Genomic DNA, 25,361 nt, shown 5'->3' on the forward strand with positions numbered 1-25,361 from the left:
TTTGTTTGAGGTGATAAAACATGTGGATTCAACTTAAAGAAATTATGGCCAAAGGACAGCCTGTTGCCATCCGCGAGTCGCTTAACGGCGAAGCGTTGCTGAAGGGCCGCAAGGATATTTTGTCCGCAGGACCGATCGTCACGGATCTGGAGGCGAAACCGGCGTCCGACGTCGTGGAAGTAACCGGCCGTGTTTCCGTCGAGCTTGAGTTTGGCTGTTCCCGTTGTTTGACTCCGTTCAAGCAGACGTTGAACATTCCCTTTCGGGAAATTTTTACTTCGAAACCGGAAGTGGAAGCGCAGGCTTCCGAGGATGAGAACGAGATCATCCATCTGGTGCGCGAAGATAAAGTGGAATTGAACCCTTACATTGAAGAGAATATACAGCTTGAGCTGCCGCTCGCGCCGGTTTGCCGGGAAGACTGCAAAGGGCTTTGTCCCGAATGCGGAACTAACCGCAACGAACGCGAATGCGGCTGCAAGAACGAACGGATCGATCCAAGACTGGCCGGTCTGGCTGATTTTTTCAACTCGTAGGGATATGGGGATTACGTTAAGGAGGTGGAATTCATGGCAGTACCGTTCAGAAAAACATCCAAAACCCGCCGCGACAAGCGCCGTACCCACTTCAAATTGGAAGTTCCGGGCATGGTTAAGTGCGAGCAGTGCGGAGAACTGAAACTTTCTCACCGCGTTTGCAAAAACTGCGGCACATACAAAGGCAGAGAAATCGTACAAGCTTAATTTTTAGGCTGACAAATAGTACTTCATCTTAGGTGAGGTGCTATTTTTTTTGCCCAAAAGCCGGGAGTGCAATAAGGTGAAAGGAGGAGCGGGGCGGATTTGTCCGCAAGGCTTCCCTTTTGCACGCAAATTATATATACTACTTTTAGTACTAGGTAATAAGAGGAGGCCATATTACCGGCCGCCTCCACAAGCAGGGTGGTGCTTGTCATCGAACGTCTTCCGAAACGCACTCGTCAGCAGCAGCTGCTGCAGGCAATTGAAGATAATCCGTTTCTGACGGATGAAGAATTAATGCGCAAGTTTCAGGTTAGCATTCAAACCGTTCGACTGGACCGTCTCGAGCTGGGGATACCCGAGCTGCGCGAACGGATCAAGCATATGGCGGAACGTTCCTACGATCAGGTGCGTTCCCTGCCCATTGATGAAGTGATCGGGGAAATCATCGATTTGCAGCTTGACAAGAGCGGCATTTCCATGTTTGAACTGACCGAAGATCATGTTTTTTCCCGTACCAAAATCGCGCGCGGGCATCATATTTTCGCCCAGGCCAATTCACTCGCCGTTGCGGTAATCAACGATCCTATCGCGCTTACCGCTTCGGCCGACATCCGGTTTATCCGTTCCGCCATGCTTGGCGAGAAATGTATCGCGAAAGCGTACGTGAAGTCCCTGTCGAAGGGGAAAGCCAAGGTGGACGTGCAGACGTTTATCGGAGACGAGGTTGTTTTCGAAGGCAGCTTCGTCATCTTTCACTCCAAGAAAGAACAACTACGAACAGAAGGTGGGCAAGCCAATGCGGATCGCAATTGACGCAATGGGCGGCGACCACGCCCCGGCAATCGTCGTGGAGGGAGCCCTGGCGGCAGCCAAGGAATGGACCGATGTCGAGCTTCTGCTCGTCGGCGATTCGGCGAAGATCGAGGCGCTGCTTACCGAGCGCCCCTCGAATCTTCGCGTTATCCACGCCTCCGAGATTATCGAAGCCGAAGACGAGCCTGTCCGGGCCGTCCGCCGCAAGAAGGACGCCTCGATGGTCGTCGCGGGCCGGCTGGTCAAGGAAGGCGAAGCCGACGCGATGATTTCGGCCGGCAACACCGGCGCCCTTATGACGACGGGGCTTCTCGTCGTCGGCCGGGTACCCGGCATCGAACGCCCGGCTCTTGCGCCGATGATCCCGACGCTGGACGGCAGAGGGGTTCTCGCGCTAGACCTGGGAGCGAACATGGATTCCAGTCCCGAAAACTTGCTTCAATACGCCATCATGGGAAGTATTTACAGAAGCAAGGTTCACGGTATGGACCGTCCGCGCGTAGGTCTGCTGAACATCGGCACGGAAGCGATGAAAGGGAACGAGCTGACGAAGGCGGCGTATCCGCTGCTGGAGCAAGCTCCCGTACATTTCGTGGGCAACGTCGAGTCCCGCGACATTCTCCGAGCCGAATGCGACGTTATCGTGTGCGACGGATTTGCCGGCAACATTATGCTGAAAACGCTGGAGGGAGCTGGCTCGGCCATTTTCTCCGCTTTGAAAACCGAACTTACCCGTACGACGCTGACCAAACTGGCTGCAGCCGTGCTGAAACCGGGCTTGTCCGCTTTCAAGGGAATGTTCGATTACACGGAGCACGGAGCGGCTCCGCTGCTCGGATTAACCGGGCTCGTGCTGAAAAGCCACGGCTCGTCCGACGCGAAGGCGATCAAGAACGCCGTGCGCCAGGCGAGAACGGCGCTGCAGAACGACCTGGTCGGCGCAATCGCTACTGAAATCAAGAACGGGAAGTGAGTGGTCCTAATGAATGGCATTCCTGTAGGCATTCTGGGCACGGGTAAATATGTGCCCGATCGGGTTTTAACGAATCAGGAACTGGAATCTATGGTGGAGACGAACGATGAATGGATCGTGACGCGCACCGGAATCCGGGAACGGAGAATGGCGGCTCCCGAGCAGGCAACCTCCGATTTGGCGCTTGAGGCTTCACGCATTGCGCTTGAAAATGCCGGAATTACGGCGGATCAGCTGGATTTGATCATTGTGGCTACCGTTACGCCGGATATGGCGTTTCCGTCGGCTTCCTGCATTCTTCAGGAGAAGCTGGGCGCCAAGAACGCGGCGGCCTTTGACTTGGCCGCGGCCTGCGCCGGTTTTATCTACGGGTTGGCCAACGCGTCCAATTTTATCGCGAACGGTGTTTACAAGTATGCCCTGGTCATAGGAGCGGATACCTTGTCGCGGATCACGGACTATACGGACCGCAATACGTGCATTCTGTTCGGCGACGGAGCCGGCGCGGTCGTGATCGGCGCGGTTCCGGAAGGACGCGGGTTCAAATCCTTTGAACTGGGAGCAGACGGCTCCGGTGCGGAGCTTCTTAAGATCGCCGGGGGCGGTTCCCGCAATCCGGCATCCCCCGAAAGCCTCGACCAGCGTCTTCACTATATCTATATGGCCGGCAGCGAAGTGTTTAAATTCGCGGTCCGCATCATGGGATCGGCCGCGGAAGAAGCGCTCCGTAAAGCAGGACTTCACAAGAACGATATCGATCTGCTGATTCCGCATCAGGCGAACATCCGGATTATCCAATCCGCGCTCAACCGTCTGGAGCTGACCGAGGACAAATGCATGATCAACCTCGACCGCTACGGCAACATGTCGGCGGCTTCCATTCCGGTAGCGCTGGCGGAGGCTGCCGAGCAGGGCCGTCTTAAAGAAGGCGATACCACGGTGCTGGTCGGTTTCGGCGGCGGTCTGACCTGGGGAGCGTCCGTGCTGGTCTGGTAAAATACTGGAAGGGGAATTCTGACGTATATGGGCAAGATAGCTTTTGTATTTCCGGGACAGGGAGCCCAGTCCGTCGGTATGGGGAAGGATGCTTATGACGCTCATGAAGGAGCGAAACGCGTCTTCGACGAGGCCGACAAGGCACTAGGCTACTCTTTATCCTCTCTCGTATTCGAGGGACCCGAGGACGAACTGAAAATTACGTATCATACACAACCCGCTCTGCTTACCGCGAGTGTGGCTTATCTGGAAGTGTTCCGCCAAAAAGGCATCGTGCCGGACTTTACGGCCGGTCACAGCCTGGGCGAATATTCCGCGCTGGTAGCCTCCGGCGTGCTCGGCTTCGAGGATGCCGTGCGCACCGTGCGTGCACGCGGCGAGTTTATGGAGCAGGCCGTGCCGGACGGGCTCGGCGCGATGGCAGCCGTATTGGGAGCCGAGCGCGGGGCGCTGGACGAGCTTTGCCGCTCCGTCAGCGGAGAGACCGGCGCAGTCGAATTGGCCAACATCAACTGCCCGGGCCAGATCGTCGTTTCCGGCACCCGTGAAGGCGTGCAGGCGGTCGTGGACCGCGCCAAAGAAATCGGCGCGAAACGGGCGATTCCGCTCGAAGTGAGCGGACCGTTCCACTCCTCGCTGATGAAACCGGCGTCGGAGAAGCTGGCGGACGTGCTTGCGGGCCTCAGCCTGCAGGAAGCTGCCGTGCCCGTCGTGGCCAACGTTACGGCGCGCCCGGTTACTTCGCCGGAGGAGATCAAGGACCTTCTGGTCCGTCAAGTGTATTCTCCGGTGCTGTGGGAAGACACTGTCGCGTGGCTGATCGAGCAGGGGGTGGACACCTTCGTCGAGATCGGCTCGGGAACGGTGCTCGCCGGTCTGATCAAGAAGGTCAGCCGGAACGTGAAAATCGTCTCCGTCAACAGCCTGGAAGCGGCGCTGCAGGCCGAGATTTAAGCGTCACACAATCCATTATGTAGTCGGGAGGACACAAGCCATGCTGAGTGGTAAAGCGGCGCTCGTTACCGGAGCTTCCCGCGGAATCGGCCGTGCCATTGCCCTGGAACTTGCCGCAAGCGGCGCCGATGTGGCGGTCAACTATGCAGGCAGCGAGCAAGCTGCGGAAGAAGTCGTTAAAGAGATCGAGGCGATGGGAAGACGCGCGGTCAAGCTGCGCGGCGATGTAAGCAAATCCCAGGAAGCCGAAGATCTTGTGAAGCAGACGATTGAAGCCTTGGGCAGTCTGGACATACTGGTGAATAATGCCGGAATTACCCGGGATAATCTCATTATGAGGATGAAAGAGGAAGACTTTGACATCGTCATCGCGACTAATCTCAAAGGCGTGTTCAACTGCACCAAAGCGGCGACCCGCCCCATGATGAAACAGCGTTCGGGCCGCATTATCAATATCTCGTCCGTCGTGGGCGTGCTCGGCAATCCCGGGCAGGCCAATTACGTGGCGGCGAAAGCGGGCGTTATCGGTCTTACGAAGGCGTCCGCCAAGGAGCTTGCGTCCCGCGGAATTACCGTCAATGCGGTAGCGCCGGGCTTTATCTCCACCGACATGACCGACAAGCTGCCGGAAGAGCAGAAGGCATCCCTTCTGCAGCAGATTCCGCTCGGCAAGCTCGGCAAGCCGGAAGATATCGCGAAAATCGTCCGTTTCCTCGCTTCGGACGAAGGTTCCTACATGACCGGCCAGACGCTTCACGTCGACGGCGGCATGTACATGTAAGACGCCCTACGGGGCCCGTGCCGCAGTCGGCGGTTGTCCCGCTTAGACAAGTATGGCATTTTGATTCGTATTCTCGTATAATACCAAGGAGGAGGTGAGCCGGATGTCCGACGTACTAGATCGCGTAAAGAAAATTATCATCGACCGTTTAGGGGTAGAAGAATCTGAAGTTACCCTTGAAGCGTCTTTCAAAGAAGATTTAGGTGCTGATTCTCTCGATGTTGTAGAATTGGTTATGGAACTTGAAGATGAATTTGATCTGGAGATTTCCGACGAAGATGCTGAGAAGATTACGACTGTGGGAGAAGTAGTGAATTACATAAAATCTCATACGTAAAAATCTTTGGAGTCCCGTTCTAAAAAGAGTCCCGTTCTCATAAAGGCGGGACTTCTCCTCATTTTCTGAACGTAGAAAAAGCGAGAGAAAACACCCTTAATTCAGAGGTGGTACACGTGAATAGAGTCGTTATTACAGGACTTGGAGTTATGAGCTCCCTGGGTCAAGAAGTGGATACTTTCTGGGGCAATCTGCTTGCGGGCAAATCCGGTATCAGCGCTATCGAAAGCTTCGACGTAAGCGAGTATCCGACGCGCATTGCCGCATCCGTTAAAGATTTCAACCCCGAAGATTATATAGATAAACGTGAAGCAAGAAGAATGGACCGTTTCGTGCAGTTCGCGGTTGCGGCCAGCATCAACGCCTTGAAGAGCTCCGGCTTGAACATACAGGAAGATACGGATCCCGAGCGGGTCGGCGTTTACGTCGGTTCCGGAATCGGCGGCCTGTCGACTTGGGAAGAACAGCATAAGATTCTGCTTGAAAAAGGACCGAAGCGGGTCAGCCCGTTCTTCATTCCGATGATGATCGCGAATATGGCTTCAGGCCAAATCTCGATGATTACCGGAGCGAAGGGTCCGAACAGCACGGCGGTTACCGCTTGTGCGACCGGAACGCACTCCATCGGAGATTCGTTCAAACTCATTCAGCGCGGAGATGCCGATGTGATGATTTGCGGCGGAGCCGAGGCGACCATCAGCCCGACGGGCGTTGCCGGCTTCTGCGCGCTGCGTGCGATGTCCACCCGCAACGACGAGCCTGAGAAGGCGAGCCGTCCTTTCGACACGGGCCGTGACGGTTTCGTGATGGGCGAGGGTGCGGGTATCCTCGTGCTTGAGTCGCTCGAACATGCACAGAAGCGCGGTGCCCACATCTATGCCGAAGTCATCGGCTATGGTATGAGCGGAGACGCGCATCACATGACGGAGCCCGATCCGGACGGAGCGGCCCGCTGCATGGTCAAAGCGATCAAGGATGCAGGCATCGCGCCGGAAGACATCGACTACATCAACGCGCACGGTACGAGCACGCCGGTCGGGGACAAGTCCGAAACGACGGCGATCAAGAAAGCGCTGGGTGAGCATGCTTACAAAGTCGCTGTCAGCTCGACGAAATCCATGACCGGCCATCTTCTGGGCGCGGCCGGAGGCGTTGAAGCCGTTATTTGCGGGCTGACGCTCGAAAACGGTATCATTCCGCCGACGGTTAACCTGGATGACCAGGATCCGGAATGTGATCTGGATTACGTGCCGAACGTTCCGCGCAAGAGTGACGTTCAAGTGGCCATGTCCAACTCCTTCGGATTCGGCGGACATAACGCAACGATTATTTTGAAAAAATATCAAGCCTAACAACCGGCCGGTGGTGAGAACATGAACCGAGACGTCAACCAGCTTCTAGCCGACATGGAGATCCGTTTTCAAGACCTCGATTTGCTTAGGCAGGCTTTTACGCACTCTTCCTATGTGAATGAACACCGGATGGCGAATTACCAGGACAATGAACGTCTTGAATTTCTGGGGGATGCCGTTTTGGAACTTACGGTGTCGGAATACTTGTATTTCAAGTATCCGCACCGCACGGAGGGAGAGCTGACGAAGCTGCGGGCGTCCATCGTATGTGAGCCCTCGCTGGTCAATTTTGCGGAAAAGCTCAATTTCGGGAGTTACGTACAGCTCGGCAAAGGCGAAGAAATGACGGGAGGCCGTTCGCGTCCCGCGCTTCTTGCCGATGTTTTCGAATCTTTTATCGGAGCGTTGTACCTGGACCAGGGGCTTGAAGCGGTTAAGCTCTTTTTGCAGCAGCATGTGTTTCCATATGTATCTGCGGAGGGCAAGCTGCTCGTGATCGATTACAAGACGCAGCTGCAGGAGCATACCCAGCACCACAATATGGGGGCGCTCGAATACCGTATCGTGGAAGAGCGGGGTCCGGCTCACGAGAGAGAGTTTGTGGCTGAGGTGTACATGGATGCCAAGCAGCTCGGCAAGGGAGCGGGACGCTCCAAGAAAGAAGCGGAGCAGCAGGCGGCTTCGCAGGCATTGACGAAGCTGAATGTACCCATGGAACGATAGAAGCACAGCAAAAAGGCCCGTGCGGAGGAGAGCCTTCTCCAAGCGCCGCTTTATAAAGCAGAGAGGGAGCAGCCAAGCAGCTGCTCTTTTCTTTTGCGTTCTGTTTTGAACGCGGGATATGATACAATAGAGGCTGGACTAGTGTCGGTCCTTGCTCTTTTACAGGGAATAAATTCCCCGGTTTGATGGAATAAACCGCCGAGAGAGCGGAAATCGGACAGGCTGGCGGAAGGGCTGTTAAAGCCGGGCGGCTTCGGGCGCCTTACTTTACCGTAAGCTTAGCAGCCGGGCGAGCTGCGAACAAAGCCACGCCAAACGCTGCAAAGGTGTTTTTGGCGAACAGGCCGGCTCGTTTGTAGAAGTGACTTTGTTATCGCAAAGTTTAACCGTTCTTAAAAGAACAACTTTTCTTGCGAAAAGTGCCAGCCATGCTTACAAAGCAACTTTTCTTGTGAAAAGTACAGTAGTCCTTACTAAATAACTTTTTTTGCGAAAAGTTAAGCAACGATTACGAAGCAACTTTGCTGTCGCAAAGTTTAGCAGTCCTTACGAAGTAGCTTTTCTTATGAAAAGTTTTGAGGTGAAAAGAATCTATGTTTTTGAAGCGGATTGAATTATCCGGATTTAAGTCGTTCGCGGACCGCACGGAGCTGGAATTCGTCAAAGGAATCACGGCTGTAGTCGGACCGAACGGCAGCGGGAAGAGCAACATTTCAGACGGTATCCGCTGGGTGCTCGGAGAAACAAGCGCGAAGAGCTTGCGCGGCGGCAAGATGGAAGATGTTATTTTTGCCGGCAGCGACGCGCGCAGAGCGGTCAATTACGGCGAAGTGTCGCTCACGCTCGACAATACGTCCCAGTCGCTGCCTCTCGATTACAATGAGGTGACGGTCAGCCGGCGTGTACACCGGAGCGGTGACAGTGAGTATTTTATAAACAAGCAGTCCTGCAGGCTGAAAGACATTACCGAGCTGTTTATGGATACAGGGATCGGTAAAGAGGCCTATTCCATTATCGGCCAAGGCCGGATCGAAGAAATTTTAAGCAATAAATCGGAAGAGCGCCGCAGTATTTTTGAGGAAGCGTCCGGGATCGTCAAATATAAATCGCGCAAGAAGGAATCGGAGAAGAAGCTTCAGGAAACCGAGCAGAACCTTCTGCGTATTCATGACCTCGTCACGGAGCTGGAAGATCAGATCAACCCGCTGCGGGAACAGGCGGAGAAAGCGATCCGCTACAAAGAACTGAAGGAAGAACTCAAGCACAGCGAAATCGCGGTGTACGTTCACCAGATCGATCAGATCTATGTCTCCTGGTCGGAGACAAACGAGAAGCTCACCTCTTTGAAAAAGGAGCAGCTCAGCTTATCCACGTTTGTCAGCCAGCACGATGCCCAATTGGAGAAACACCGCTGGGAAACGAAACGGCTGGAGGAAGAGCTGGAGAAGCTCCAGGAAACCCTGCTGCAAATCTCCGAGGATTTCGAAAAATGCGAAGGCCACGGCGAGGTGCTCAAGGAGCGGAAGAAAAACTTCGCTTCCAATGAACAGCAGCTGGAGCAGACCATCGCTTTTCAGGAAACGAGATTTGCGGAGAAGGAAGCGGAGCTGGCCGGGCATCGCGAGAAAATTGTACATATCGGCGCGCAGCTGTTCGAATATCAAGCCAAGCTGTCCGAAGAGGAGAATCGCCTCCAAGGGGTAAGCGGCGGCCTGAATTCCGGCGTGGAGGATCAGCTGAAATCCGAGCTTCTCGATAAAATGAATGCGATGGCGCAGTGCCGCAACGAAATCCGCTATGCGGAGCAGCAGCTCGAATCTCTGGGACGGCGGCTTCAAAAGCTGGAAGAAGAAGGGCAGAAAAGGACCGCTCTGCAGTCCGATATCGCCGCCCGTAAGAAGCAGCTCGAAACAAAACTGGAGCAGACCCGTAAAGAAGTTGAGAAGATCCGTTCCGGCTATTTGGATTTGAGTGAAAGTCTCAAGAAGAAGCAGACTCTGCTGGAGGAATCGTCCGGTATGCTGCGCAAATGGGAGCAGCGGATCGACGCTCTTACATCCAGACGCGACACGATGAAGGAAATGCAGAATGACTACGACGGCTTTATGCACGGCGTTAAGGAAGTGCTGAAAGCCAAGAACCGTCCCGACGGGCTCAAAGGGATTCACGGGGCCGTGGCGGAGCTTGTCAGCGTGCCGGCGGAAATCGAGCTGGCCGTGGAAACGGCTCTCGGCGGCGCCCTGCAGAACATCGTCGTGGCGACGGAAGCATACGGCCGCGAAGCGATTGCTTTCCTGAAGCGCCGGCAGATGGGACGCGCGACGTTCCTACCCATGGATGTCATCCGGGGACGTTCGATCGGTGAAAGCGAACGCGGTGCGCTGGTATCTTCGAAGGGGTTCGTCGGCATCGGGGTCGACTTGATTAAATTCGATGCGCAGTATCACAATATTTTTTCCAGTTTGCTGGGTACGGTTATTATTGCGGAGACGCTGGAAGACGCGAACCGCATTGCCGCCAAAGCGAACTACCGGTATCGTGTCGTTACGCTTGAAGGTGATATCGTGAACCCGGGCGGTTCCATGACAGGCGGGAGTCTTCAGAAAAAAAGCTCCAACCTGCTCGGCCGCCAGCGGCAGATCGAGGAGCTTGACGGCGAAATTACGGCTGCGGAGACGCAGCTCCAGCAGCTCAAGACAAGGGCTTCCCAAGCCCGCAAAGAGATCGTCGAAGACAACGCGAATCTGGAAGAGCTGCGGGGGCGCGGCGAGCAGAAGCGGATCGAAGAACAGCAGATCCGGGCGGATCTGGCTCCGCTTGAAGCGGAGGCGCGCCGCATGCAGGAGCAGCTGACGCTGGAACGCGACGACCGTTCGACGCTGCTTGAGGAACGGGGCCAGCAGGAGCGCAGCATCGAGGAAAACCGCCGTCAGCTCGAAGAGCTGCAGCAGGAGGAGGAGGCGCTCCAGCAGGCCATCCGGGACGCCGAGTCTTCGCGCAAAGCGAACGAATCGGCGAAGGAGGAGCTGCAGAACCAGCTGACGGATCTCAAGGTTCGTGTCGCTTCCGCTTCGCAGGAGAAGCAGTCGCTGCAGGATCAGCAGCGGAGGCTCCAGCAGGATCTCGCGGAAGCGAAGCAGGAGCTGGAGATGAACCGCCGCCAGCTGTGGCAGCTCCGCGCGGAGATGGAATTCCATGCGGAAGAAAGCGTCAAGCAGGTGGAACTGCTCAATACGCTGAAACTCCGCAAGCAGAAATGCACGGAAGACATCGAGTTCAAGCGTTCCGAACGTGCGGGATGGATGGACAAGCTCCAGCAGGCCGAGAATGAGACACGCGAGCAGCGTACGCAGCTCAAACAGGTGGAGGAACAGTGCCTGCAGCATGAGGTGCGCGTGAACCGGCTGGACGTAGAGCTGGAGAACCTGCTCAAAAAGCTGGGCGAGGAGTACGAAATGAGCTACGAGCTCGCCAAAGAACGCTACCCGGTGCCCGAAGATATCACGGGCGCGCAGAACAAGGTGCGCGATCTGAAGCGCTCCATCTCTTCGCTGGGCGATGTCAATCTGGGCGCGATAGAGGAATACGCCCGCGTGTCGGAACGTTACGAGTTCCTGTCCGTCCAGAAAGACGATCTCGTGGAAGCGAAAACAACGCTTTACACCGTGATCCGGGAAATGGACCAGGAAATGTCGAAACGCTTCAAGACGACTTTCGATGCGATACGTTCCCACTTCGTCGTCGTTTTCGTGAAGCTGTTCGGCGGAGGCCGGGCGGATCTGATTTTGTCCGATCCCGAAAATCTGCTGGAGACGGGCATCGAGATCGTAGCCCAGCCCCCGGGGAAAAAACTGCAGAACCTGCAGCTGCTCTCCGGCGGGGAAAGAGCACTCACGGCGCTTGCGCTGCTGTTCTCGATTCTGCGCGTGAAGCCCGTTCCGTTCTGCGTGCTGGACGAGGTCGAGGCGGCGCTGGACGAAGCGAATGTCACCCGTTTTGCCGAGTATTTGCGTGAATTCTCCGAAACGACCCAGTTTATCGTGGTCACGCACCGCAAGGGAACCATGGAGGAAGCGGACGTGCTGTATGGGGTTACGATGGAAGAAGGCGGCGTTTCCAAGCTCGTGTCCGTCAGGCTTGAGGACGAGGAAGCGATGATTTCCGCTTCTTGATGAGGAAAAGCCGCACCGTGAAGGACATCGTCCGGGAAAGTGATTTCACCGGGCGGTAATCCGGTTATATAAACGTGTATTTTAATCAGCCACCTTTACAGGCTCTTCAAGAGCCATTTCAGAAAGCGAGGAACAGCTTCAGATGAGTTTTTTTAAACGGTTAAAAGAGAGCATTTCGAGCAAAACCGAGGCGGTAACGAATAAATTCAAGGAAGGCCTCACCAAAACGCGCGATGTCTTCGTGGACCGCGTGGACGATCTGTTCAGCCGCCGCAAAAAAATCGACGAGGAATTTTACGAGGAGCTGGAAGAAATCCTGATCGGCGCGGACGTCGGCGTAAGCACGGTCATGGAGCTGATCGAGCAGCTGCGCGGCGAAGTGCGCAAACGCAGAATCGAAGATCCCAACGACCTTCAGCCGGTTCTGTCCGAGAAGCTGACGGAGCTTTTGAAGGGCAGTGAAGACAGCAGCATGAAGCTGGCTCCCGGCGGGCTGAGCATTATTTTGTTCGTCGGCGTCAACGGCGTGGGCAAAACGACCACAATCGGCAAAATGGCGCACATGTACAAATCGCAGGGTAAAAAAGTGATTCTCGCCGCCGGCGATACGTTCCGGGCGGGTGCGATCGAGCAGCTCGAAACGTGGGGCCAGCGTGTCGGCGTGGACGTCATCAAGCAGCAGGCGGGTTCCGATCCGGCGGCTGTCATGTATGACGCCGTGCAGGCCGCGAAGAACCGCGGAGCGGACATTCTGCTTTGCGATACGGCGGGACGGCTGCAGAACAAAGTGAACCTGATGGAGGAACTCAACAAGATTTACCGGGTTATCCGCAGGGAGGTTCCCGACGCTCCGCATGAAGTGCTGCTCGTGCTGGACGCCACGACAGGCCAGAATGCCCTCCAGCAGGCCAAAATGTTCGGCGACAAAACCGGTCTGAGCGGCCTCGTATTAACGAAGCTGGACGGAACGGCAAAAGGCGGCATCGTGGTTGCCATCCGTCAGGAGCTGAACATTCCCGTGAAATTCGTGGGACTGGGTGAGAAAATGGACGATTTGCAGCCGTTTGATTCCGAGCAGTTCGTTCATGCGCTGTTCGGGAAGTGGATCGCCGAGGAGAAAGCGGAAGCGTAACGGGCTATCGGTCGCGCGTAACCGCGCAAGAGCAGCAGTGCCGCTTCGCTTGCGGTTCTTATGGGCGAGCCTTCATGAAGGCCGTATTCCGCAGTGCTGTGAATTTATCGGCTGACAAGGTGAAGGGCTTGACATCCCCTCCGGCATCCTTTAATATAAGGACTGTTGCTGGTGTAAAGTGCATAACCTTGACGGAGGCGGGCCTTATGACGGAAGATCGCATTCTGGAGAAAACGAACCGAATTAATCTTCTGTTTGATTTCTACGAGCCCATGCTGACGGACAAACAGCAGGCTGTGCTTAAACTGTACTTTCACGACGATTACTCCCTCGGGGAAATCGCCGAGCAATTCAAGATCAGCCGTCAGGCTGTTTACGAACATGTGAAACGCGCGGAGCAGATGCTCGAGGATTACGAGAGCAAACTTCTGCTGCTGGCGAAACACGAACGCCGCTTGAAGCTGCTGAGCGAGGCGGAGGAGATGCTTCTCCGGTCGCCGGGCGATCTTGCGGACCGGGCGGCAGACTATATGCGCCGGATCGTTCATACGGAATAGAAAACGAATAACTCTGCCGAGGCAGAAACCCATACATGTACGAAGATGCAAGTTCAGAGCAATTGAATGAGGCAGGAAGGAGGCGGTTTAGATGGCATTCGAAGGATTAACCGGCAGGCTGCAGGGCGTGTTCGACAAACTCCGCGGCAAAGGCAAACTGACGGAAGAAGATGTGGGCGAGGCGCTTCGCGAAGTGCGTCTGGCTCTTCTGGAAGCCGACGTTAACTTTAAAGTCGTCAAAGACTTCATCGCCAAGGTGAAAGAGCGCGCAGTCGGACAAGACGTGATGAAGAGCTTCACTCCTGGCATGGTCGTCATCGACATCGTAAACAAAGAGCTCACCGATCTTATGGGCGGAACGCACACGAAGCTCGCCAAAGCGAACAAACCGCCTACCGTTATTATGATGGTCGGTTTGCAGGGTGCGGGTAAAACGACAACGTCCGGCAAGCTGGCCAAAATGCTGCAGAAGCAGAACCATAAGCCGCTGCTGGTCGCCGGCGATATTTACCGGCCCGCTGCCATCAAGCAGCTTCAGGTGCTGGGCGAGCAGCTGAAGGTTCCCGTATTTTCGATGGGCGATCAGGTAAGTCCCGTCGAAATCGCGAAGAACGGGCTTCAGTTCGCCAAAGACAACAACAACGACTACGTGATCGTCGATACGGCCGGACGGCTGCACATTGACGAAGCGCTCATGGATGAGCTGAAGAACGTGCGCGAAGCGGTAGGCCCGCACGAAACGCTGCTGGTCGTCGACGCGATGACGGGGCAGGATGCCGTCAACGTGGCCGAGAGCTTTCATAAGCAGCTGGAGCTGACGGGGGTCGTTCTGACCAAGCTCGACGGAGATACGCGCGGCGGTGCCGCACTATCGGTTAAAGCCGTTACCGGCTGTCCCATCAAATTCGCCGCAATGGGCGAGAAAATGGACGCGCTGGAGCCTTTCTATCCGGAGCGGATGGCTTCGAGGATTCTCGGCATGGGCGATATGCTCACCCTGATCGAGAAGGCACAGGCGGGCATCGATGCGGATAAAGCGAAGGAAATGGAACGCAAGATGCGCAATGCCGAGTTCACGTTCGATGATTTCCTCGAACAGATGGAGCAGGTGAAGAAGCTCGGTCCGCTGGACCAGCTGCTGGATATGCTGCCCGGAGCCGGCAAAATGAAAGGCATGAAAGACCTGAAAGTCGATGACAAGCAGATGGGCCGTGTCGAGGCCATCGTGAAATCGATGACGAAGGAAGAGAAGCGCAAGCCTGAAATCATTAATGCGAACCGGCGCAAACGCATCGCGCTGGGAAGCGGCAATTCCGTTCAGGATGTCAACCGGCTGCTGAAGCAGTTTGAGGATATGCGCAAAATGATGAAGCAGTTCTCAGGCATGATGAATCCTAAAGCCATGAAGAACATGAAGAAGCTGGGCAAAGGTTTCAAGTTTCCGTTCGGTTAACGGCCGGCGGTTTCGATACAAGGCGTTTATTCTATGTGGGAGGTGATATTCATGGCAGTTCGTATTCGTTTGAAGCGTATGGGTGCTCACAAAGCTCCTTTTTATCGTGTAGTTGTTTCCGATTCCCGCTCTCCGCGTGACGGACGTTTTATCGAGGAGATCGGTTACTATAACCCGGTTGCTCAACCTGCAGTCGTTAAAATCGACGAGGAGAAAGCACTGAAATGGCTCCAAGACGGCGCGCAAGCGTCCGATACGGTTCGTTCCCTGTTCAGCAAAGCAGGTCTTATGACCAAGTTCCACGAGTCTAAGCTGAAGAAGTAATCCTACCCAGGCATTTCGGAGGTCTTTATGAAAGAGGTCATTACCGTTATCGCGAAGGCACTCGTGGATCATCCGGAAGACGTGCGTGTGAATGCGGTGGAAGGCGAGAGCAGTGTCGTTTATGAACTGTCCGTACACCCGGGAGATGTCGGTAAAGTTATCGGCAAACAGGGTCGTATCGCCAAAGCTCTTCGCACAGTCGTCACGTCAGCTGCAGTCAAGGAAAACAAACGGGTTACCGTTGAAATTATGTCATAGAGGAAAAGGTTAGGATCATTCCTAACCTTTTTCTTGCATCTGAACACGAGAAACCGTTTCCTGCCGGAGGACGCATCCGGGGAAACAAAACCGGGCAGGCGAGCGGAAACCGGTTTTGCTCCTTTTTCGGCGTCCGGAGAATCGGAACAAGTATGGAAACGGGACAGAGGTGGAAAAATACGGATATGAGCGATAAATTATATACGGTAGGCACCATCGTCAACACACACGGTCTGCGGGGTGAACTGAAAGTCGTGCCGCATACGGACTTTGCCGAGCAGCGTTTTGCGGTGGGCAGCAAGCTTGTCGTCGAGGATGCCAAAGGTAAACTTACACCGGTGACCATTAAAAGCACACGGCTGCACAAAAACATGTACATCATCCAGTTCAAGGAGTTTTCTCACATCAACGAGGTTGAACTTTTAAAAGGCTCCCTGCTTCGGGTGGAAGAGAAATACCTGGAAAGTCTGGATGAAGACGAATACTATTATCACGAAATTATAGGCTGCAGAGTTCTGACTGAAGAGGGCGAAGAGCTCGGCACGATTCAGGAAATTCTGACCCCGGGAGCGAACCATGTATGGGTGGTGGGAAGGCCGAATAAAAAACAGCTGCTCCTCCCTGTAATTGACGACGTAGTGCTCGATGTGGATGTGGAAGAAAAGGTTGTAACGGTTCATCTTCTGGAGGGGCTGCTCGATTTATGAACATAGACGTACTGACTTTGTTTCCTGCCATGTTTGAAGGCGTGTTTACTTCAAGCATTCTGGGCAAAGCCCGGGAAAAAGGCATCGTGAATCTGTCCACCGTGAATTTCAGGGACTTTGCAGGCAACAAGCATAACACGGTGGATGACTATCCGTACGGCGGCGGCGGGGGAATGGTGCTTAAGCCGGACCCGATCTTCGCGGCGGTGGAATCCCTGCTGGATGTGCCTTCCGAAGGCCCGGAAACGGCCGGAGAACCGGTATCAGCGGGAGCCAGACCGCGTGTCATCCTCATGTGTCCCCAAGGCGAGACGTTTACCCAGCGGAAGGCGGAGGAGCTGTCGCGGGAAGAGCATCTTATTTTTATTTGCGGACACTATGAAGGCTATGACGAGCGGATACGGGAACATCTTGTGACGGACGAGCTGTCTATCGGCGATTATGTACTCACGGGCGGAGAGCTTCCGGCCATGGTGGTAATCGACAGTGTCGTGCGTCTGCTCCCCGGCGTGCTGGGCAACGAACAGTCGGCGGTTACGGATTCATTCAGCACGGGGCTCCTGGAGTATCCGCACTATACCCGTCCCGTTGAATTCAGGGGATGGACGGTGCCGGATGTGCTCATTTCGGGCCATCATGCGAACATCACCGAATGGCGCCGGCTGCAGTCGCTTTACCGCACGTTCAAACGCCGTCCCGAACTGCTTGAGAATGCCGAGCTGACGGACAAGGAAAAACGATGGCTGCGTGAAAGAAAGGCCGAGGAAGAGGGACGGCAGGGCTGAAAATTTCCCGAAATCCGGGATTTTTTGCAGCTGTCTCGAATCTTTTCTACCAAAACGGAAAATACGAACGATTTTGGTTGTTTTTCTGTTGAACGTATGATAGAATATCCAATGTTGTGTTGTTTGAATCGGGTGGTCCTCTACGCATACAAACGTGGTTTTGACAGCTAAGAGATGGCGGAATGAACACCTATTGTGGAAGGAGGGAATCTTAAATGAATCTCATTCAGGAAATTACGAAAGAACAATTGCGTTCTGATATCCCGAGCTTTCGTCCCGGCGATACTTTGAAAGTATTTGTAAAAGTAATCGAGGGAACCCGCGAGCGCGTTCAGCTGTTCGAAGGTGTCGTGATCAAGCGTCGCGGCGGCGGAATCAGCGAAACGTTTACAGTTCGTAAAATTTCTTACGGCGTTGGCGTGGAAAGAACACTTCCGCTTCATTCTCCGAAGATTGAAAAGATTGAAGTAGCTCGTCGTGGTAAAGTTCGTCGTGCGAAACTTTACTACCTGCGCGGTCTTCGCGGTAAAGCGGCTAGAATTAAAGAAATTCGATAATAAAGACCGAGGGGGCTTGTTTTCAAGTCCCCTTTTAGTTTCATAAAAGCTCATGTTCATTTGATCAGGAAATGGGGTTTGGATGATGGAGAGAAGAGAGCAGGAACTTTCGGCCGAAACCGAAAATGTGGCAGCTCCGGCGAAAAATCCCGTAAAGAAGGAAGCATGGGAATGGATTAAAGCCCTGCTTATCGCTGCCGTTCTTGTATTTTTGATTCGTTGGCTTCTGTTTGCCCCCTTCATCGTCGAAGGTCCCTCCATGGAACCGAACTTTCATACGGGTGAACGGTTAATCGTAAATAAGATCAAGTATAAATTCAGTGAGCCTAAACGGGGCGAGGTCATCGTGCTTCATGCGCCGGAAGGCATCGATTATATCAAGCGGGTCGTGGCTCTTCCGGGAGAAACGATCAAGGTGGACGGCGACAAAGTATACGTCAACGATAAGGTCATTGAAGAGCCTTACATAAAAGAAGCCATAGATAATGCGGTAAAAGAAGGGCATGCTTATAACAGGCGCAATTTCCCCGAACCGGGCAGCGAGGGCACGACGGAGATTAAAGTGCCGGACAAGTCCGTATTCGTTATGGGGGATAACCGCTCCAACAGTAAGGACAGCCGTTTCGCAGAAGTCGGGTTTGTTTCATACGAGAAAATAGTCGGCCGTGCGGATCTGGTGTTCTGGCCCCTAAATAAAGCAGGTTTCGTGCACTTCTGATGAAGAAGTGCTCGTTTTGTATGCAGAGGTGATAGGATGACGATTCAATGGTTTCCCGGCCATATGACCCGGGCAAGAAGACAAATCGAAGATAAATTGAAGCTCATTGATGTGGCGATTGAGCTGCTCGACGCGCGGATTCCGATGTCCAGCCGCAATCCCATGGTCGATGATATTCTGAAGGGAAAGCCCCGGCTCGTTCTTCTGAACAAGTCGGATCTGGCGGACCCGGCGATCACGGCGGATTGGGTGAAGTATTTCACGGATCAGGGACTGAAGGCGCTGCCGATCGATGCCAACACGGGAACCGGTGTGAAAGAGATTTTGCCGCTCTGCAAAGAGCTCATGAGCGCCAAAATCGAGACCCAGATTCGCAAAGGGATCAACCCGCGGGCTATACGGGGACTTATTGTGGGCATTCCGAACGTAGGGAAATCCACTCTGATTAACCAGCTGGCAGGGCGGAAAATAGCGAATACCGGGGATAAACCGGGCGTTACGAAAGGCCAGCAGTGGATTAAATTCGGAACGGATATGGACCTTCTCGATACACCGGGAATTTTGTGGCCGAAATTCGATGACCAGAACGTGGGCATGAAGCTGGCGGCTACGGGTGCGATCAAGGAAGAAATCTTGCATCTCGACGACATCGCTTTTCATACGATCCGTTACATGGCCGAATACTACGGTGAACGTCTTCAGGAACGTTATGGGATCAAGGAACTTCCCGCGGATAACGAGAATCCTAACGAGGTCATCGAGGTCATGGAGGCGATCGGCCGCAAGCGTGGAGCGATCGTCAGCGGAGGACGCGTTGATCTTGAAAAAACCTCCCTTCTGTTTCTGCGTGAGCTTCGTTCCGGCAAATTAGGGCGGGTTTCACTGGAAGTTCCGGAAGAGTATCTTTAAGGCGTCTGAGTCTTTTAATAGCCATTAAGCGGTTAAACGTGCACAGCCCTCTTCGAAAACCGGAGAGGAGCGGTTGCACGTTTTTTGTTGTTTTCGCGGGACAATGTGTCGATTTTTCCGGTATAATGGAGAGCGGGAGGAGGTTGCACCATGCTTCATGAAGAGATGGGATTATGGGAAAAAGGCTACTCCCGGATTGCGGGAGTCGATGAAGTCGGGCGGGGCTGTTTATTCGGAGATGTCGTTGCGGCCGCCGTTATTTTGCCACAAGGCTTATTATTGGAAGGCGTGGACGATTCCAAAAAGCTTTCCGAGAAAAAACGCGAAGAATTGTATGATGTGATTATGGAAGAAGCGATTGCCGTGGGCATCGGTACGATAGATGTAAGAACGATTGACGAGATCAATATTAAGCAGGCTTCCAGGCTGGCGATGAAACGGGCAGTGGAGCAGCTCAGCCCCCCGCCCGATTATTTGCTGGTCGATGCGGAGCAAGTGGATGTGAATATGAAGCAGATGGCGATTATTCACGGCGATGCGACGAGCCAGTCGATTGCGGCCGCTTCAATTATAGCCAAAGTGACCAGGGACCGCATGTGCAAGGAATGGGATAAGCTTCACCCGGAATACGGCATTGCCAAGCACAAGGGATACGCGACCCGGCAGCATAGGGAAATGCTGATCGAATTCGGGCCGACGCCCCTGCACCGGAAGCTTTTTATTCGCAACGTGATGGTTATGCAGCAGGAGTTATTTTAAATGAGGTTCCGTCCGATATATACATAAAGAATGCAAAACGAAAGGCGGGTCGGCGTGAACATTAGCGGATTGATTCGTGGTTTGGCCGGCGGCATGCAGGCGGCGGAGCCCAAAACATTGGAGTTGAAGCCCGGACAGGTTGTCAAGGGTGTGGTTTTGCAGGTGTACGATAATCAGGAAGCCCAGATGTCGATCGACGGCGTACAGGTGAGAGCCAAGCTGGAGACTCCCCTTGCGCCCGGACAGACCGCATGGCTGCAGGTTCAGCCGGAAAGTACGGGCGGACAGGTCGTTCTTAAACCGGCAGCGGGACCGGCCGTACCGGCTACACAGGAAGAGATCGGACAGATGCTGAAGCAGACGGGGTTAAAAGATACGGCTGTGAACCGCGAGCTGGTCCAGATGATGAAACAGCAGGGCATTCCGCTGACGAAGGAAGCGGCAGCGCCGCTGCAAGAGATCATGAGCCGCATCCCTGCTTCCGTGAAGCCCGAACAGTGGGTACAGGCTGTCGGCGTGGCTATCGGCAAAGGTCTTCCCTTAACCCCGGATACGGTAGGAGCCGTCCATCAGGCGTTATTCGGCAAGCCGTTCGGAGAAACGCTGCAAAATCTGGCGCAGACATTAAGCGGACTGCTGCAAAACGGCGGTCTGGCCGAAGGAACGAACGGCGGCGGAGAAAAATTGCTCCGGCAGTTAGCCGATGTTTTGCGCACGATGCAGGATACGGCAGCCGGGGTAGGAGGAAAACCTGCCGGGAACGGGGCGGCAGCCGGAGCGGAAAGCGGAACCGGCAAGCCGGGACCGGCGGCGGTAACGTCTCCGGCTAATGGCGGCGCGGGAACTGCCGGAGAGTCGGCTGTACGCCAGCCGGTAGGAACCCGTCCCGATGGCGGCAATACGCAGGCCGCCGGACAAGGCCGCCTTGTGCCGCCGGGGACATCCGGCTTGCCGCAGCCGGCGGCCGGAGCCCCCGCTGATGGCGGCGGCAGACTTACGCCCCCGGCATCGGGTATGCAGGCTGACGCAGCCGCAGAGCTGCCGGGAGCGGGCCGGCCCTCGCCGGGGACCCAGCCGCAGCAGCCGGCCGGCGGCATGCCCGCCGGGCAGATAGCGGCGCCAGCGGGCGGCGGCACTGCAGCCGCGGCTCCGGGCGTGCCTGCGGGCGGGCCCGCAGAGCTGACGCCGGCCGCGGGACGCCCCGCAGCGGGCGCTCCGGCGCCTCCGCCCGGCACTGCTGCCGCCAGCGGAGCTGCCGCTGGCGGCGCGCGGCCTGACGCGGCGGGGGCCCAGCCGCAGTCCGCGCAGCCGGCAAGCGCGCCGCGGGCGGCGGATACGCACGCGGCGCAGGCCGCCGCCGCGAGCCGCGGAGGCGCCGCCGAGGCGGACGGCGCACGCGTCGCCGCAGCAGGCGAACAGCGCCCGGCAGCCGGTGGCGGCTGGGTGCGCGAGCTGCTGCGGGCAGTCGGCGTCGACCACGAAAGCCGCCTCCTGAGGCAGCCGGGCAGCGCTCCGCACGCAGGCGGGGCCCATATGGCCGCCGCCGGGGAAGGGCAGGCCGCGGCGCTCAAGGCGGACGGCGCCGAGACGCTCAAGAGCCTGCTGCTTCAGCTGACTGCGGCTGACGATCTCCCGGCTCCGATCCGCGAGACGGCCCAGCAGGCACTCCAGCAGATTACAGGGCAGCAGCTGCTGCTTTCGCCGGACCGCAGCGGGGTGTTTACGCACGTGACGCTGTTTGTCCCGCTTCTCGGCGCGGACGGACAGCCTACGGCAGCCGTTCACATCCAATCCCGCAAAGGCAGACGCGGAGAGCTGGATGCGGAGAACTGCCGGCTGTTGTTTGATCTCCAAATGAAATCGATGGGCCACACACTTGTGGACGTCGGTGTGATGAATAAAATGGTCAGTCTTCAAGTTTTTAATGACGATCCTATAATCGGCGAGCTGCTAAGTGGTTCCAAGGAAGAAATTGCAGCGGCCCTGGATAACCTGGGCTATCAGTTTCTCTCTATGAAAACGGGGGAATACCCGAAGTCGCTTGGAAGTCTCTCCGGCGGGGACTCCGGCTCTCCGCTAAGTGCGGTTATGATGGATACTATCGTGCCGGGAGAAGCCTATCGGGGAGTGGATCTGCGCGTATGAATTTTTCTGCCGAGCAAGGCCGGACTCCGTCAAACTCCGGTCCTGACAAGGATGCGGCTGACGGAAAAGGTACGGGAGCGCAAGCGATCCGCAAAGCGGTTGCCCTGAAATACGCGCCCGGAGAGCAGAAAGCGCCTACGGTCATCGCGAAAGGGAAAGGCAAAGTCGCCGAAGCGATTGTCGAGAAGGCAAGGGAGAGCGGCGTTCCCGTACAGGAAGACGCTTCGCTTGTGGAGGTGCTCTCGAAGCTGGAGCTCGATCAGGAGATACCCGGGGAGCTTTATCAGCTTGTCGCCGAGGTGCTGAGCTATATTTACCGGTCCGACAACCGGATGAAAGAAATGAGAGACAAGCAGCGGGAGGGGCTGTGACATGGCGTTTTCGCCTTTATCCCGTAAAGATCTGGGGCGGTACGGCGAGCAGAGGGCGGAAGAGTACTTAGCCGCTCAAGGTTACGGAATTGCAGCCCGCAATTGGCGCTGCCGCTCGGGCGAGATCGATCTTATAGCCGAAGCGGACGATCAGCTTGTTTTTATCGAAGTGCGTACGCGCAGGCTTACGGGGCGGTTCGGCACGGCGAAGGAATCCGTGGACGCCCGCAAGCAGCTGAAAGTGCGCCAGATCGCGCAGATGTACCTGTATGCGGTTAAACAAAGCGATCGCAAGGTGCGGTTTGATGTGATCGCGGTCGAGCTGACTCCCCAGGGGGAGTTTATCGGTCTGGAACACCTGGCGGGAGCATTTTGAATGAATGTTTTCAAGTTTACAGGTTTTTCCGGAACCCCGGATCAGATAGATGAAAGTCAGAAAAGGCGCCCGTCGCGTGGACGGATGCCTTTTTTTGTTTTTATATGCTAGGAAGATATGGAGTAGTGGAGGAATGACAGCATGACAGCGTACCGTCACAAGCTGCTTTGATTTAGCGGCAGGACAAGAAATAGGCCATTAAAATTATCCTCATGCTTTAGAAGCCTCTCGGTTAAAGGGGATACGATTTATCCAGATTTCTATACTGGATCGCTTCGGCTATATGCCCGTAAGCGATGACGTCGCTCTCTTCCAGATCGGCGATCGTCCGCGCGATTTTCAGAATACGGTCATGTGCCCGTGCGCTTAGGTGGAGCCGGTCGAATGTATGCCGGAGAAGGTCTTCGGCTTCGGGCGGCAGCGTGCAGTATTTACGGAGCCATTTGCCGCCGAGCTCCGCGTTGCAGCGTATGGAGCTGCCATCATAACGCCGCGTCTGTCTGCGGTGAGCGGCAAACACCTGCCGGCGCATATCATCCGAGGAAAGCGAAGGGCGCTTGTCGGTCATCGCGGTGTAATCCAGCCGGGGAACCTCCACATGAAGATCGATGCGATCCAGAAGCGGCCCCGAAATGCGTGCCCTGTACTGTCTGACTTTAAGCGGGGAGCAGATGCAGCTTTGTTCGGCGGTTTCCGTGCCGTAAAAACCGCACGGGCAGGGATTCATCGATGCGGCAAGCAGAAAGCCGGACGGAAACGTGAAGGAGGCGCGTGCCCGCCCTATGGTTACCTTCCGGTCTTCCAAGGGCTGACGCAGTACTTCCAGCACGCTCCGCGAAAACTCCGGAAGCTCATCGAGAAAAAGGACACCTTGATGAGCCAGGCTTATCTCTCCGGGCTTCGGTACGGAGCCTCCCCCGATAAGACCGGCCGCCGATACGGTATGATGAGGCGAACGGTAGGGCCTTTGCCGCATAAACCGGTTGATGGCGCCCAGTTTTCCCGAGACGCTGTATATTTTGGTCACCTCCAGCGCTTCCTCGTCGGACAGCGGCGGAAGTATGCCGGGGATCCGGCGGGCCAGCATCGTTTTGCCCGTGCCGGGGGGACCGATAAATAACAGATTGTGCATGCCGGCCGCAGCGATCATGACAGCCCGCTTGGCATGATGCTGCCCGATCACATCGGCATAGTCGTCGGCTGCCGCCGCGGTGTCGTGTATCCCGTCCGGGATACCGGGAGGAGGGTGTGATCCTTCACAGGAGAAGGAGACTGAAGCGGATCCGCTGCCCGGCCGGGAAGCGCAGTCTGCTGTCATACCGCGCTTGCCGGTGCTCCCCAGTTCGCTCAGACTGCTTATCCCCAGTACTTCCGTGCCGGAAATCAGGCGGGCTTCGTCCACATTGGACAAAGGGAGCACGACCCGCCGGATTCCTCTCCGCCGGGCGGCATCGACCAGGGACAATACTCCCGGAACGGGGCGGAGTCCGCCGTCCAGCGCCAGCTCTCCGACCAGCAGGCAATCGCCTATGCCGGGAAGCCCGATCTGTCCGCTGGTCAGCAGGATGCCGGCGGCAATGGCCAGATCGAAGGAGGCGCCTTCTTTTCTCAGATCGGCCGGGGCCAGGTTGACCGTAATGCGTTCCAGCGGAAACTGGAACCCGCAGTTTTTGATGGCGGAGCGTACACGGTCGATCGATTCCCTGACGGCGGTGTCGGGAAGCCCGACGACGTTGATTTGGGGAAGCCCGTTCGCGATATCTGTCTCTACCTCGATGCAGATTCCGTCGATTCCGTGCAGACAGGCTCCGGTTACTTTGCCATACATGTAAAAACACCTTCTCCCTTCACAGTGGACAGGGTCAAAGGTGCTTCCTTATGATCCGTATCATTTTAATTCTTGTTTATTTGGATAGTATACCAAAAATACCCAAACATGAAAATGATCTTTTAGCCGCGGATAATTGGTCATACTAATCCCGAGGTGATTGATATGCAGGATAAACCGTATTTTTGCCCCAACTGCCGCTCCAACCGGATCAAATTCAGTCTGATGACCAGCTATTCGCAGCCATTTGTGAAAGACGCTCTGACGGGAGTCGTCACGGTGTCCAGCGAACCCAGCGAGATTGCCGAGAACGAACCGACGATTCAATGCCAAGTATGCAGCTTTGTCGGCAACGAGATGCGATTTGTCAAGCAGGCGGAGCGCGAGCCCCGCACCATGACCCCGACCAGCCCGACTTACGTATAGGCAAGGCATCTGTATTCAAGCGCTTCCGTAACCGGTCGGGGATGGAAGTGCTTTTTTCATGAAGAGGGTGGAAGAAGAGTTAACGATTTCCTGAGCAATTAGAAAAAACGATTTCTTTTTTAAAAAGTGAGGAAACTGTCGACAAAAAGTGATACAATTATCGATGGCAAATGTTTGTCCGGACCCAAAAAGAGCCGGGCAGGATTTCCCCT

Annotated in this window: 27 protein-coding genes; 26 read left to right on the forward strand and 1 reads right to left on the reverse strand. The window is 55.5% G+C overall.

Annotated features, from left to right (window positions below; translation table 11 throughout):
* Positions 1-20 precede the first annotated feature (20 nt).
* The 25 genes from C4S74_RS02470 to C4S74_RS02590 all read left to right on the forward strand — a co-directional run bounded on the left by C4S74_RS02470 (position 21) and on the right by C4S74_RS02590 (position 22,895).
* A complete protein-coding gene (locus C4S74_RS02470; protein ID WP_103993772.1) occupies positions 21-536 on the forward strand; it encodes a DUF177 domain-containing protein in 516 nt (171 codons plus the stop codon).
* 33 nt (positions 537-569) lie between these two features.
* Positions 570-743 carry a 50S ribosomal protein L32 gene (rpmF, locus tag C4S74_RS02475; protein WP_009673368.1) on the forward strand — a complete coding sequence of 58 codons (174 nt, stop codon included), beginning with the start codon at positions 570-572 and terminating at the stop codon, positions 741-743.
* Between the two features lie 198 nt (positions 744-941).
* On the forward strand, positions 942-1,556 hold the full coding sequence (gene fapR / locus C4S74_RS02480; protein ID WP_036739470.1) for a transcription factor FapR: 615 nt from the start codon (positions 942-944) through the stop codon (positions 1,554-1,556).
* On the forward strand, positions 1,540-2,529 hold the full coding sequence (plsX, locus tag C4S74_RS02485) for a phosphate acyltransferase PlsX (protein ID WP_103993773.1): 990 nt from the start codon (positions 1,540-1,542) through the stop codon (positions 2,527-2,529). Before fapR ends, plsX begins: the two co-directional genes overlap by 17 nt.
* A gap of 9 nt (positions 2,530-2,538) precedes the next feature.
* Complete coding sequence (locus C4S74_RS02490; protein ID WP_103993774.1) at positions 2,539-3,525, forward strand: beta-ketoacyl-ACP synthase III; 987 nt, start codon at positions 2,539-2,541, stop codon at positions 3,523-3,525.
* Positions 3,526-3,552: 27 nt separating this feature from the next.
* Entirely contained in the window at positions 3,553-4,479 is a 927-nt protein-coding gene (fabD, locus tag C4S74_RS02495; protein ID WP_103993775.1) for an ACP S-malonyltransferase, read from the forward strand.
* A gap of 40 nt (positions 4,480-4,519) precedes the next feature.
* A complete protein-coding gene (gene fabG / locus C4S74_RS02500) occupies positions 4,520-5,260 on the forward strand; it encodes a 3-oxoacyl-[acyl-carrier-protein] reductase (protein WP_103993776.1) in 741 nt (246 codons plus the stop codon).
* Between the two features lie 103 nt (positions 5,261-5,363).
* Complete coding sequence (acpP, locus tag C4S74_RS02505) at positions 5,364-5,597, forward strand: acyl carrier protein (protein ID WP_042232799.1); 234 nt, start codon at positions 5,364-5,366, stop codon at positions 5,595-5,597.
* A 116-nt stretch (positions 5,598-5,713) separates the two neighbouring features.
* The gene (gene fabF, locus C4S74_RS02510) at positions 5,714-6,949 is read left to right on the forward strand and encodes a beta-ketoacyl-ACP synthase II (protein WP_103993777.1); all 1,236 of its coding nucleotides are present in this window, start codon (positions 5,714-5,716) and stop codon (positions 6,947-6,949) included.
* A gap of 21 nt (positions 6,950-6,970) precedes the next feature.
* Positions 6,971-7,672, forward strand: a complete 702-nt coding sequence (gene rnc, locus C4S74_RS02515) for a ribonuclease III (RefSeq protein ID WP_009673364.1) — start codon at positions 6,971-6,973, stop codon at positions 7,670-7,672.
* Positions 7,673-8,265: 593 nt separating this feature from the next.
* Positions 8,266-11,844 carry a chromosome segregation protein SMC gene (gene smc / locus C4S74_RS02520; RefSeq protein ID WP_103993778.1) on the forward strand — a complete coding sequence of 1,193 codons (3,579 nt, stop codon included), beginning with the start codon at positions 8,266-8,268 and terminating at the stop codon, positions 11,842-11,844.
* A gap of 142 nt (positions 11,845-11,986) precedes the next feature.
* Entirely contained in the window at positions 11,987-12,976 is a 990-nt protein-coding gene (ftsY, locus tag C4S74_RS02525; RefSeq protein ID WP_103993779.1) for a signal recognition particle-docking protein FtsY, read from the forward strand.
* Positions 12,977-13,182: 206 nt separating this feature from the next.
* Positions 13,183-13,533, forward strand: coding sequence for a putative DNA-binding protein (locus tag C4S74_RS02530; protein ID WP_103993780.1), 351 nt, complete (start codon positions 13,183-13,185; stop codon positions 13,531-13,533).
* 91 nt (positions 13,534-13,624) lie between these two features.
* On the forward strand, positions 13,625-14,986 hold the full coding sequence (ffh, locus tag C4S74_RS02535; RefSeq protein ID WP_103993781.1) for a signal recognition particle protein: 1,362 nt from the start codon (positions 13,625-13,627) through the stop codon (positions 14,984-14,986).
* Positions 14,987-15,037: 51 nt separating this feature from the next.
* Positions 15,038-15,310 carry a 30S ribosomal protein S16 gene (gene rpsP, locus C4S74_RS02540; RefSeq protein ID WP_042232810.1) on the forward strand — a complete coding sequence of 91 codons (273 nt, stop codon included), beginning with the start codon at positions 15,038-15,040 and terminating at the stop codon, positions 15,308-15,310.
* A gap of 27 nt (positions 15,311-15,337) precedes the next feature.
* Positions 15,338-15,568, forward strand: a complete 231-nt coding sequence (locus C4S74_RS02545) for a KH domain-containing protein (RefSeq protein ID WP_103993782.1) — start codon at positions 15,338-15,340, stop codon at positions 15,566-15,568.
* A gap of 185 nt (positions 15,569-15,753) precedes the next feature.
* On the forward strand, positions 15,754-16,275 hold the full coding sequence (rimM, locus tag C4S74_RS02550) for a ribosome maturation factor RimM (protein WP_103994254.1): 522 nt from the start codon (positions 15,754-15,756) through the stop codon (positions 16,273-16,275).
* Positions 16,272-17,060 (forward strand): tRNA (guanosine(37)-N1)-methyltransferase TrmD, encoded by a 789-nt coding sequence (gene trmD / locus C4S74_RS02555; RefSeq protein WP_103993783.1) that lies wholly within the window; start codon positions 16,272-16,274, stop codon positions 17,058-17,060. Before rimM ends, trmD begins: the two co-directional genes overlap by 4 nt.
* Before the next feature lie 215 nt (positions 17,061-17,275).
* On the forward strand, positions 17,276-17,617 hold the full coding sequence (gene rplS, locus C4S74_RS02560) for a 50S ribosomal protein L19 (protein WP_042232818.1): 342 nt from the start codon (positions 17,276-17,278) through the stop codon (positions 17,615-17,617).
* Between the two features lie 82 nt (positions 17,618-17,699).
* A complete protein-coding gene (lepB, locus tag C4S74_RS02565; protein WP_103993784.1) occupies positions 17,700-18,335 on the forward strand; it encodes a signal peptidase I in 636 nt (211 codons plus the stop codon).
* 36 nt (positions 18,336-18,371) lie between these two features.
* On the forward strand, positions 18,372-19,244 hold the full coding sequence (ylqF, locus tag C4S74_RS02570) for a ribosome biogenesis GTPase YlqF (RefSeq protein ID WP_103993785.1): 873 nt from the start codon (positions 18,372-18,374) through the stop codon (positions 19,242-19,244).
* 150 nt (positions 19,245-19,394) lie between these two features.
* Positions 19,395-20,003: a ribonuclease HII gene (locus C4S74_RS02575; RefSeq protein ID WP_103993786.1), complete on the forward strand. Its 609-nt coding sequence runs from the start codon at positions 19,395-19,397 to the stop codon at positions 20,001-20,003.
* Positions 20,004-20,057: 54 nt separating this feature from the next.
* On the forward strand, positions 20,058-22,148 hold the full coding sequence (locus tag C4S74_RS02580; RefSeq protein ID WP_146065472.1) for a flagellar hook-length control protein FliK: 2,091 nt from the start codon (positions 20,058-20,060) through the stop codon (positions 22,146-22,148).
* Complete coding sequence (locus C4S74_RS02585; RefSeq protein WP_103993788.1) at positions 22,145-22,519, forward strand: EscU/YscU/HrcU family type III secretion system export apparatus switch protein; 375 nt, start codon at positions 22,145-22,147, stop codon at positions 22,517-22,519. Before C4S74_RS02580 ends, C4S74_RS02585 begins: the two co-directional genes overlap by 4 nt.
* Position 22,520: 1 nt before the next feature.
* Positions 22,521-22,895 carry a YraN family protein gene (locus C4S74_RS02590; RefSeq protein WP_103993789.1) on the forward strand — a complete coding sequence of 125 codons (375 nt, stop codon included), beginning with the start codon at positions 22,521-22,523 and terminating at the stop codon, positions 22,893-22,895.
* Positions 22,896-23,127: 232 nt separating this feature from the next.
* Here the strand turns inward: C4S74_RS02590 and C4S74_RS02595 are convergent, their stop codons facing one another.
* On the reverse strand, positions 23,128-24,723 hold the full coding sequence (locus C4S74_RS02595; protein ID WP_103993790.1) for a YifB family Mg chelatase-like AAA ATPase: 1,596 nt from the start codon (positions 24,721-24,723) through the stop codon (positions 23,128-23,130).
* A gap of 165 nt (positions 24,724-24,888) precedes the next feature.
* Here C4S74_RS02595 and C4S74_RS02600 point away from each other — a divergent pair, with 165 nt between their 5' ends.
* On the forward strand, positions 24,889-25,149 hold the full coding sequence (locus C4S74_RS02600; protein WP_103993791.1) for a hypothetical protein: 261 nt from the start codon (positions 24,889-24,891) through the stop codon (positions 25,147-25,149).
* Positions 25,150-25,361 lie beyond the last annotated feature (212 nt).

It is taken from the genome of Paenibacillus sp. UNC499MF (assembly GCF_900107975.1).
Classification (GTDB): Bacteria; Bacillota; Bacilli; order Paenibacillales; family NBRC-103111; genus Paenibacillus_F.

Bases quoted from the DNA above. Each gene is read 5' to 3' on its own strand.
- C4S74_RS02600 (WP_103993791.1), top strand. From the start codon at position 24,889: ATGCAGGATAAACCGTATTTTTGCCCCAACTGCCGCTCCAACCGGATC.
- ffh (WP_103993781.1), top strand. From the start codon at position 13,625: ATGGCATTCGAAGGATTAACCGGCAGGCTGCAGGGCGTGTTCGACAAA.
- C4S74_RS02530 (WP_103993780.1), top strand. From the start codon at position 13,183: ATGACGGAAGATCGCATTCTGGAGAAAACGAACCGAATTAATCTTCTG.
- rpsP (WP_042232810.1), top strand. From the start codon at position 15,038: ATGGCAGTTCGTATTCGTTTGAAGCGTATGGGTGCTCACAAAGCTCCT.
- C4S74_RS02585 (WP_103993788.1), top strand. From the start codon at position 22,145: ATGAATTTTTCTGCCGAGCAAGGCCGGACTCCGTCAAACTCCGGTCCT.
- fabG (WP_103993776.1), top strand. From the start codon at position 4,520: ATGCTGAGTGGTAAAGCGGCGCTCGTTACCGGAGCTTCCCGCGGAATC.
- rnc (WP_009673364.1), top strand. From the start codon at position 6,971: ATGAACCGAGACGTCAACCAGCTTCTAGCCGACATGGAGATCCGTTTT.
- trmD (WP_103993783.1), top strand. From the start codon at position 16,272: ATGAACATAGACGTACTGACTTTGTTTCCTGCCATGTTTGAAGGCGTG.
- C4S74_RS02490 (WP_103993774.1), top strand. From the start codon at position 2,539: ATGAATGGCATTCCTGTAGGCATTCTGGGCACGGGTAAATATGTGCCC.
- smc (WP_103993778.1), top strand. From the start codon at position 8,266: ATGTTTTTGAAGCGGATTGAATTATCCGGATTTAAGTCGTTCGCGGAC.
- C4S74_RS02595 (WP_103993790.1), bottom strand. From the start codon at position 24,723: ATGTATGGCAAAGTAACCGGAGCCTGTCTGCACGGAATCGACGGAATC.
- ftsY (WP_103993779.1), top strand. From the start codon at position 11,987: ATGAGTTTTTTTAAACGGTTAAAAGAGAGCATTTCGAGCAAAACCGAG.
- rimM (WP_103994254.1), top strand. From the start codon at position 15,754: ATGAGCGATAAATTATATACGGTAGGCACCATCGTCAACACACACGGT.
- C4S74_RS02470 (WP_103993772.1), top strand. From the start codon at position 21: ATGTGGATTCAACTTAAAGAAATTATGGCCAAAGGACAGCCTGTTGCC.
- ylqF (WP_103993785.1), top strand. From the start codon at position 18,372: ATGACGATTCAATGGTTTCCCGGCCATATGACCCGGGCAAGAAGACAA.
- plsX (WP_103993773.1), top strand. From the start codon at position 1,540: ATGCGGATCGCAATTGACGCAATGGGCGGCGACCACGCCCCGGCAATC.
- rpmF (WP_009673368.1), top strand. From the start codon at position 570: ATGGCAGTACCGTTCAGAAAAACATCCAAAACCCGCCGCGACAAGCGC.
- C4S74_RS02575 (WP_103993786.1), top strand. From the start codon at position 19,395: ATGCTTCATGAAGAGATGGGATTATGGGAAAAAGGCTACTCCCGGATT.
- lepB (WP_103993784.1), top strand. From the start codon at position 17,700: ATGATGGAGAGAAGAGAGCAGGAACTTTCGGCCGAAACCGAAAATGTG.
- C4S74_RS02545 (WP_103993782.1), top strand. From the start codon at position 15,338: ATGAAAGAGGTCATTACCGTTATCGCGAAGGCACTCGTGGATCATCCG.
- fabD (WP_103993775.1), top strand. From the start codon at position 3,553: ATGGGCAAGATAGCTTTTGTATTTCCGGGACAGGGAGCCCAGTCCGTC.
- acpP (WP_042232799.1), top strand. From the start codon at position 5,364: ATGTCCGACGTACTAGATCGCGTAAAGAAAATTATCATCGACCGTTTA.
- rplS (WP_042232818.1), top strand. From the start codon at position 17,276: ATGAATCTCATTCAGGAAATTACGAAAGAACAATTGCGTTCTGATATC.
- C4S74_RS02590 (WP_103993789.1), top strand. From the start codon at position 22,521: ATGGCGTTTTCGCCTTTATCCCGTAAAGATCTGGGGCGGTACGGCGAG.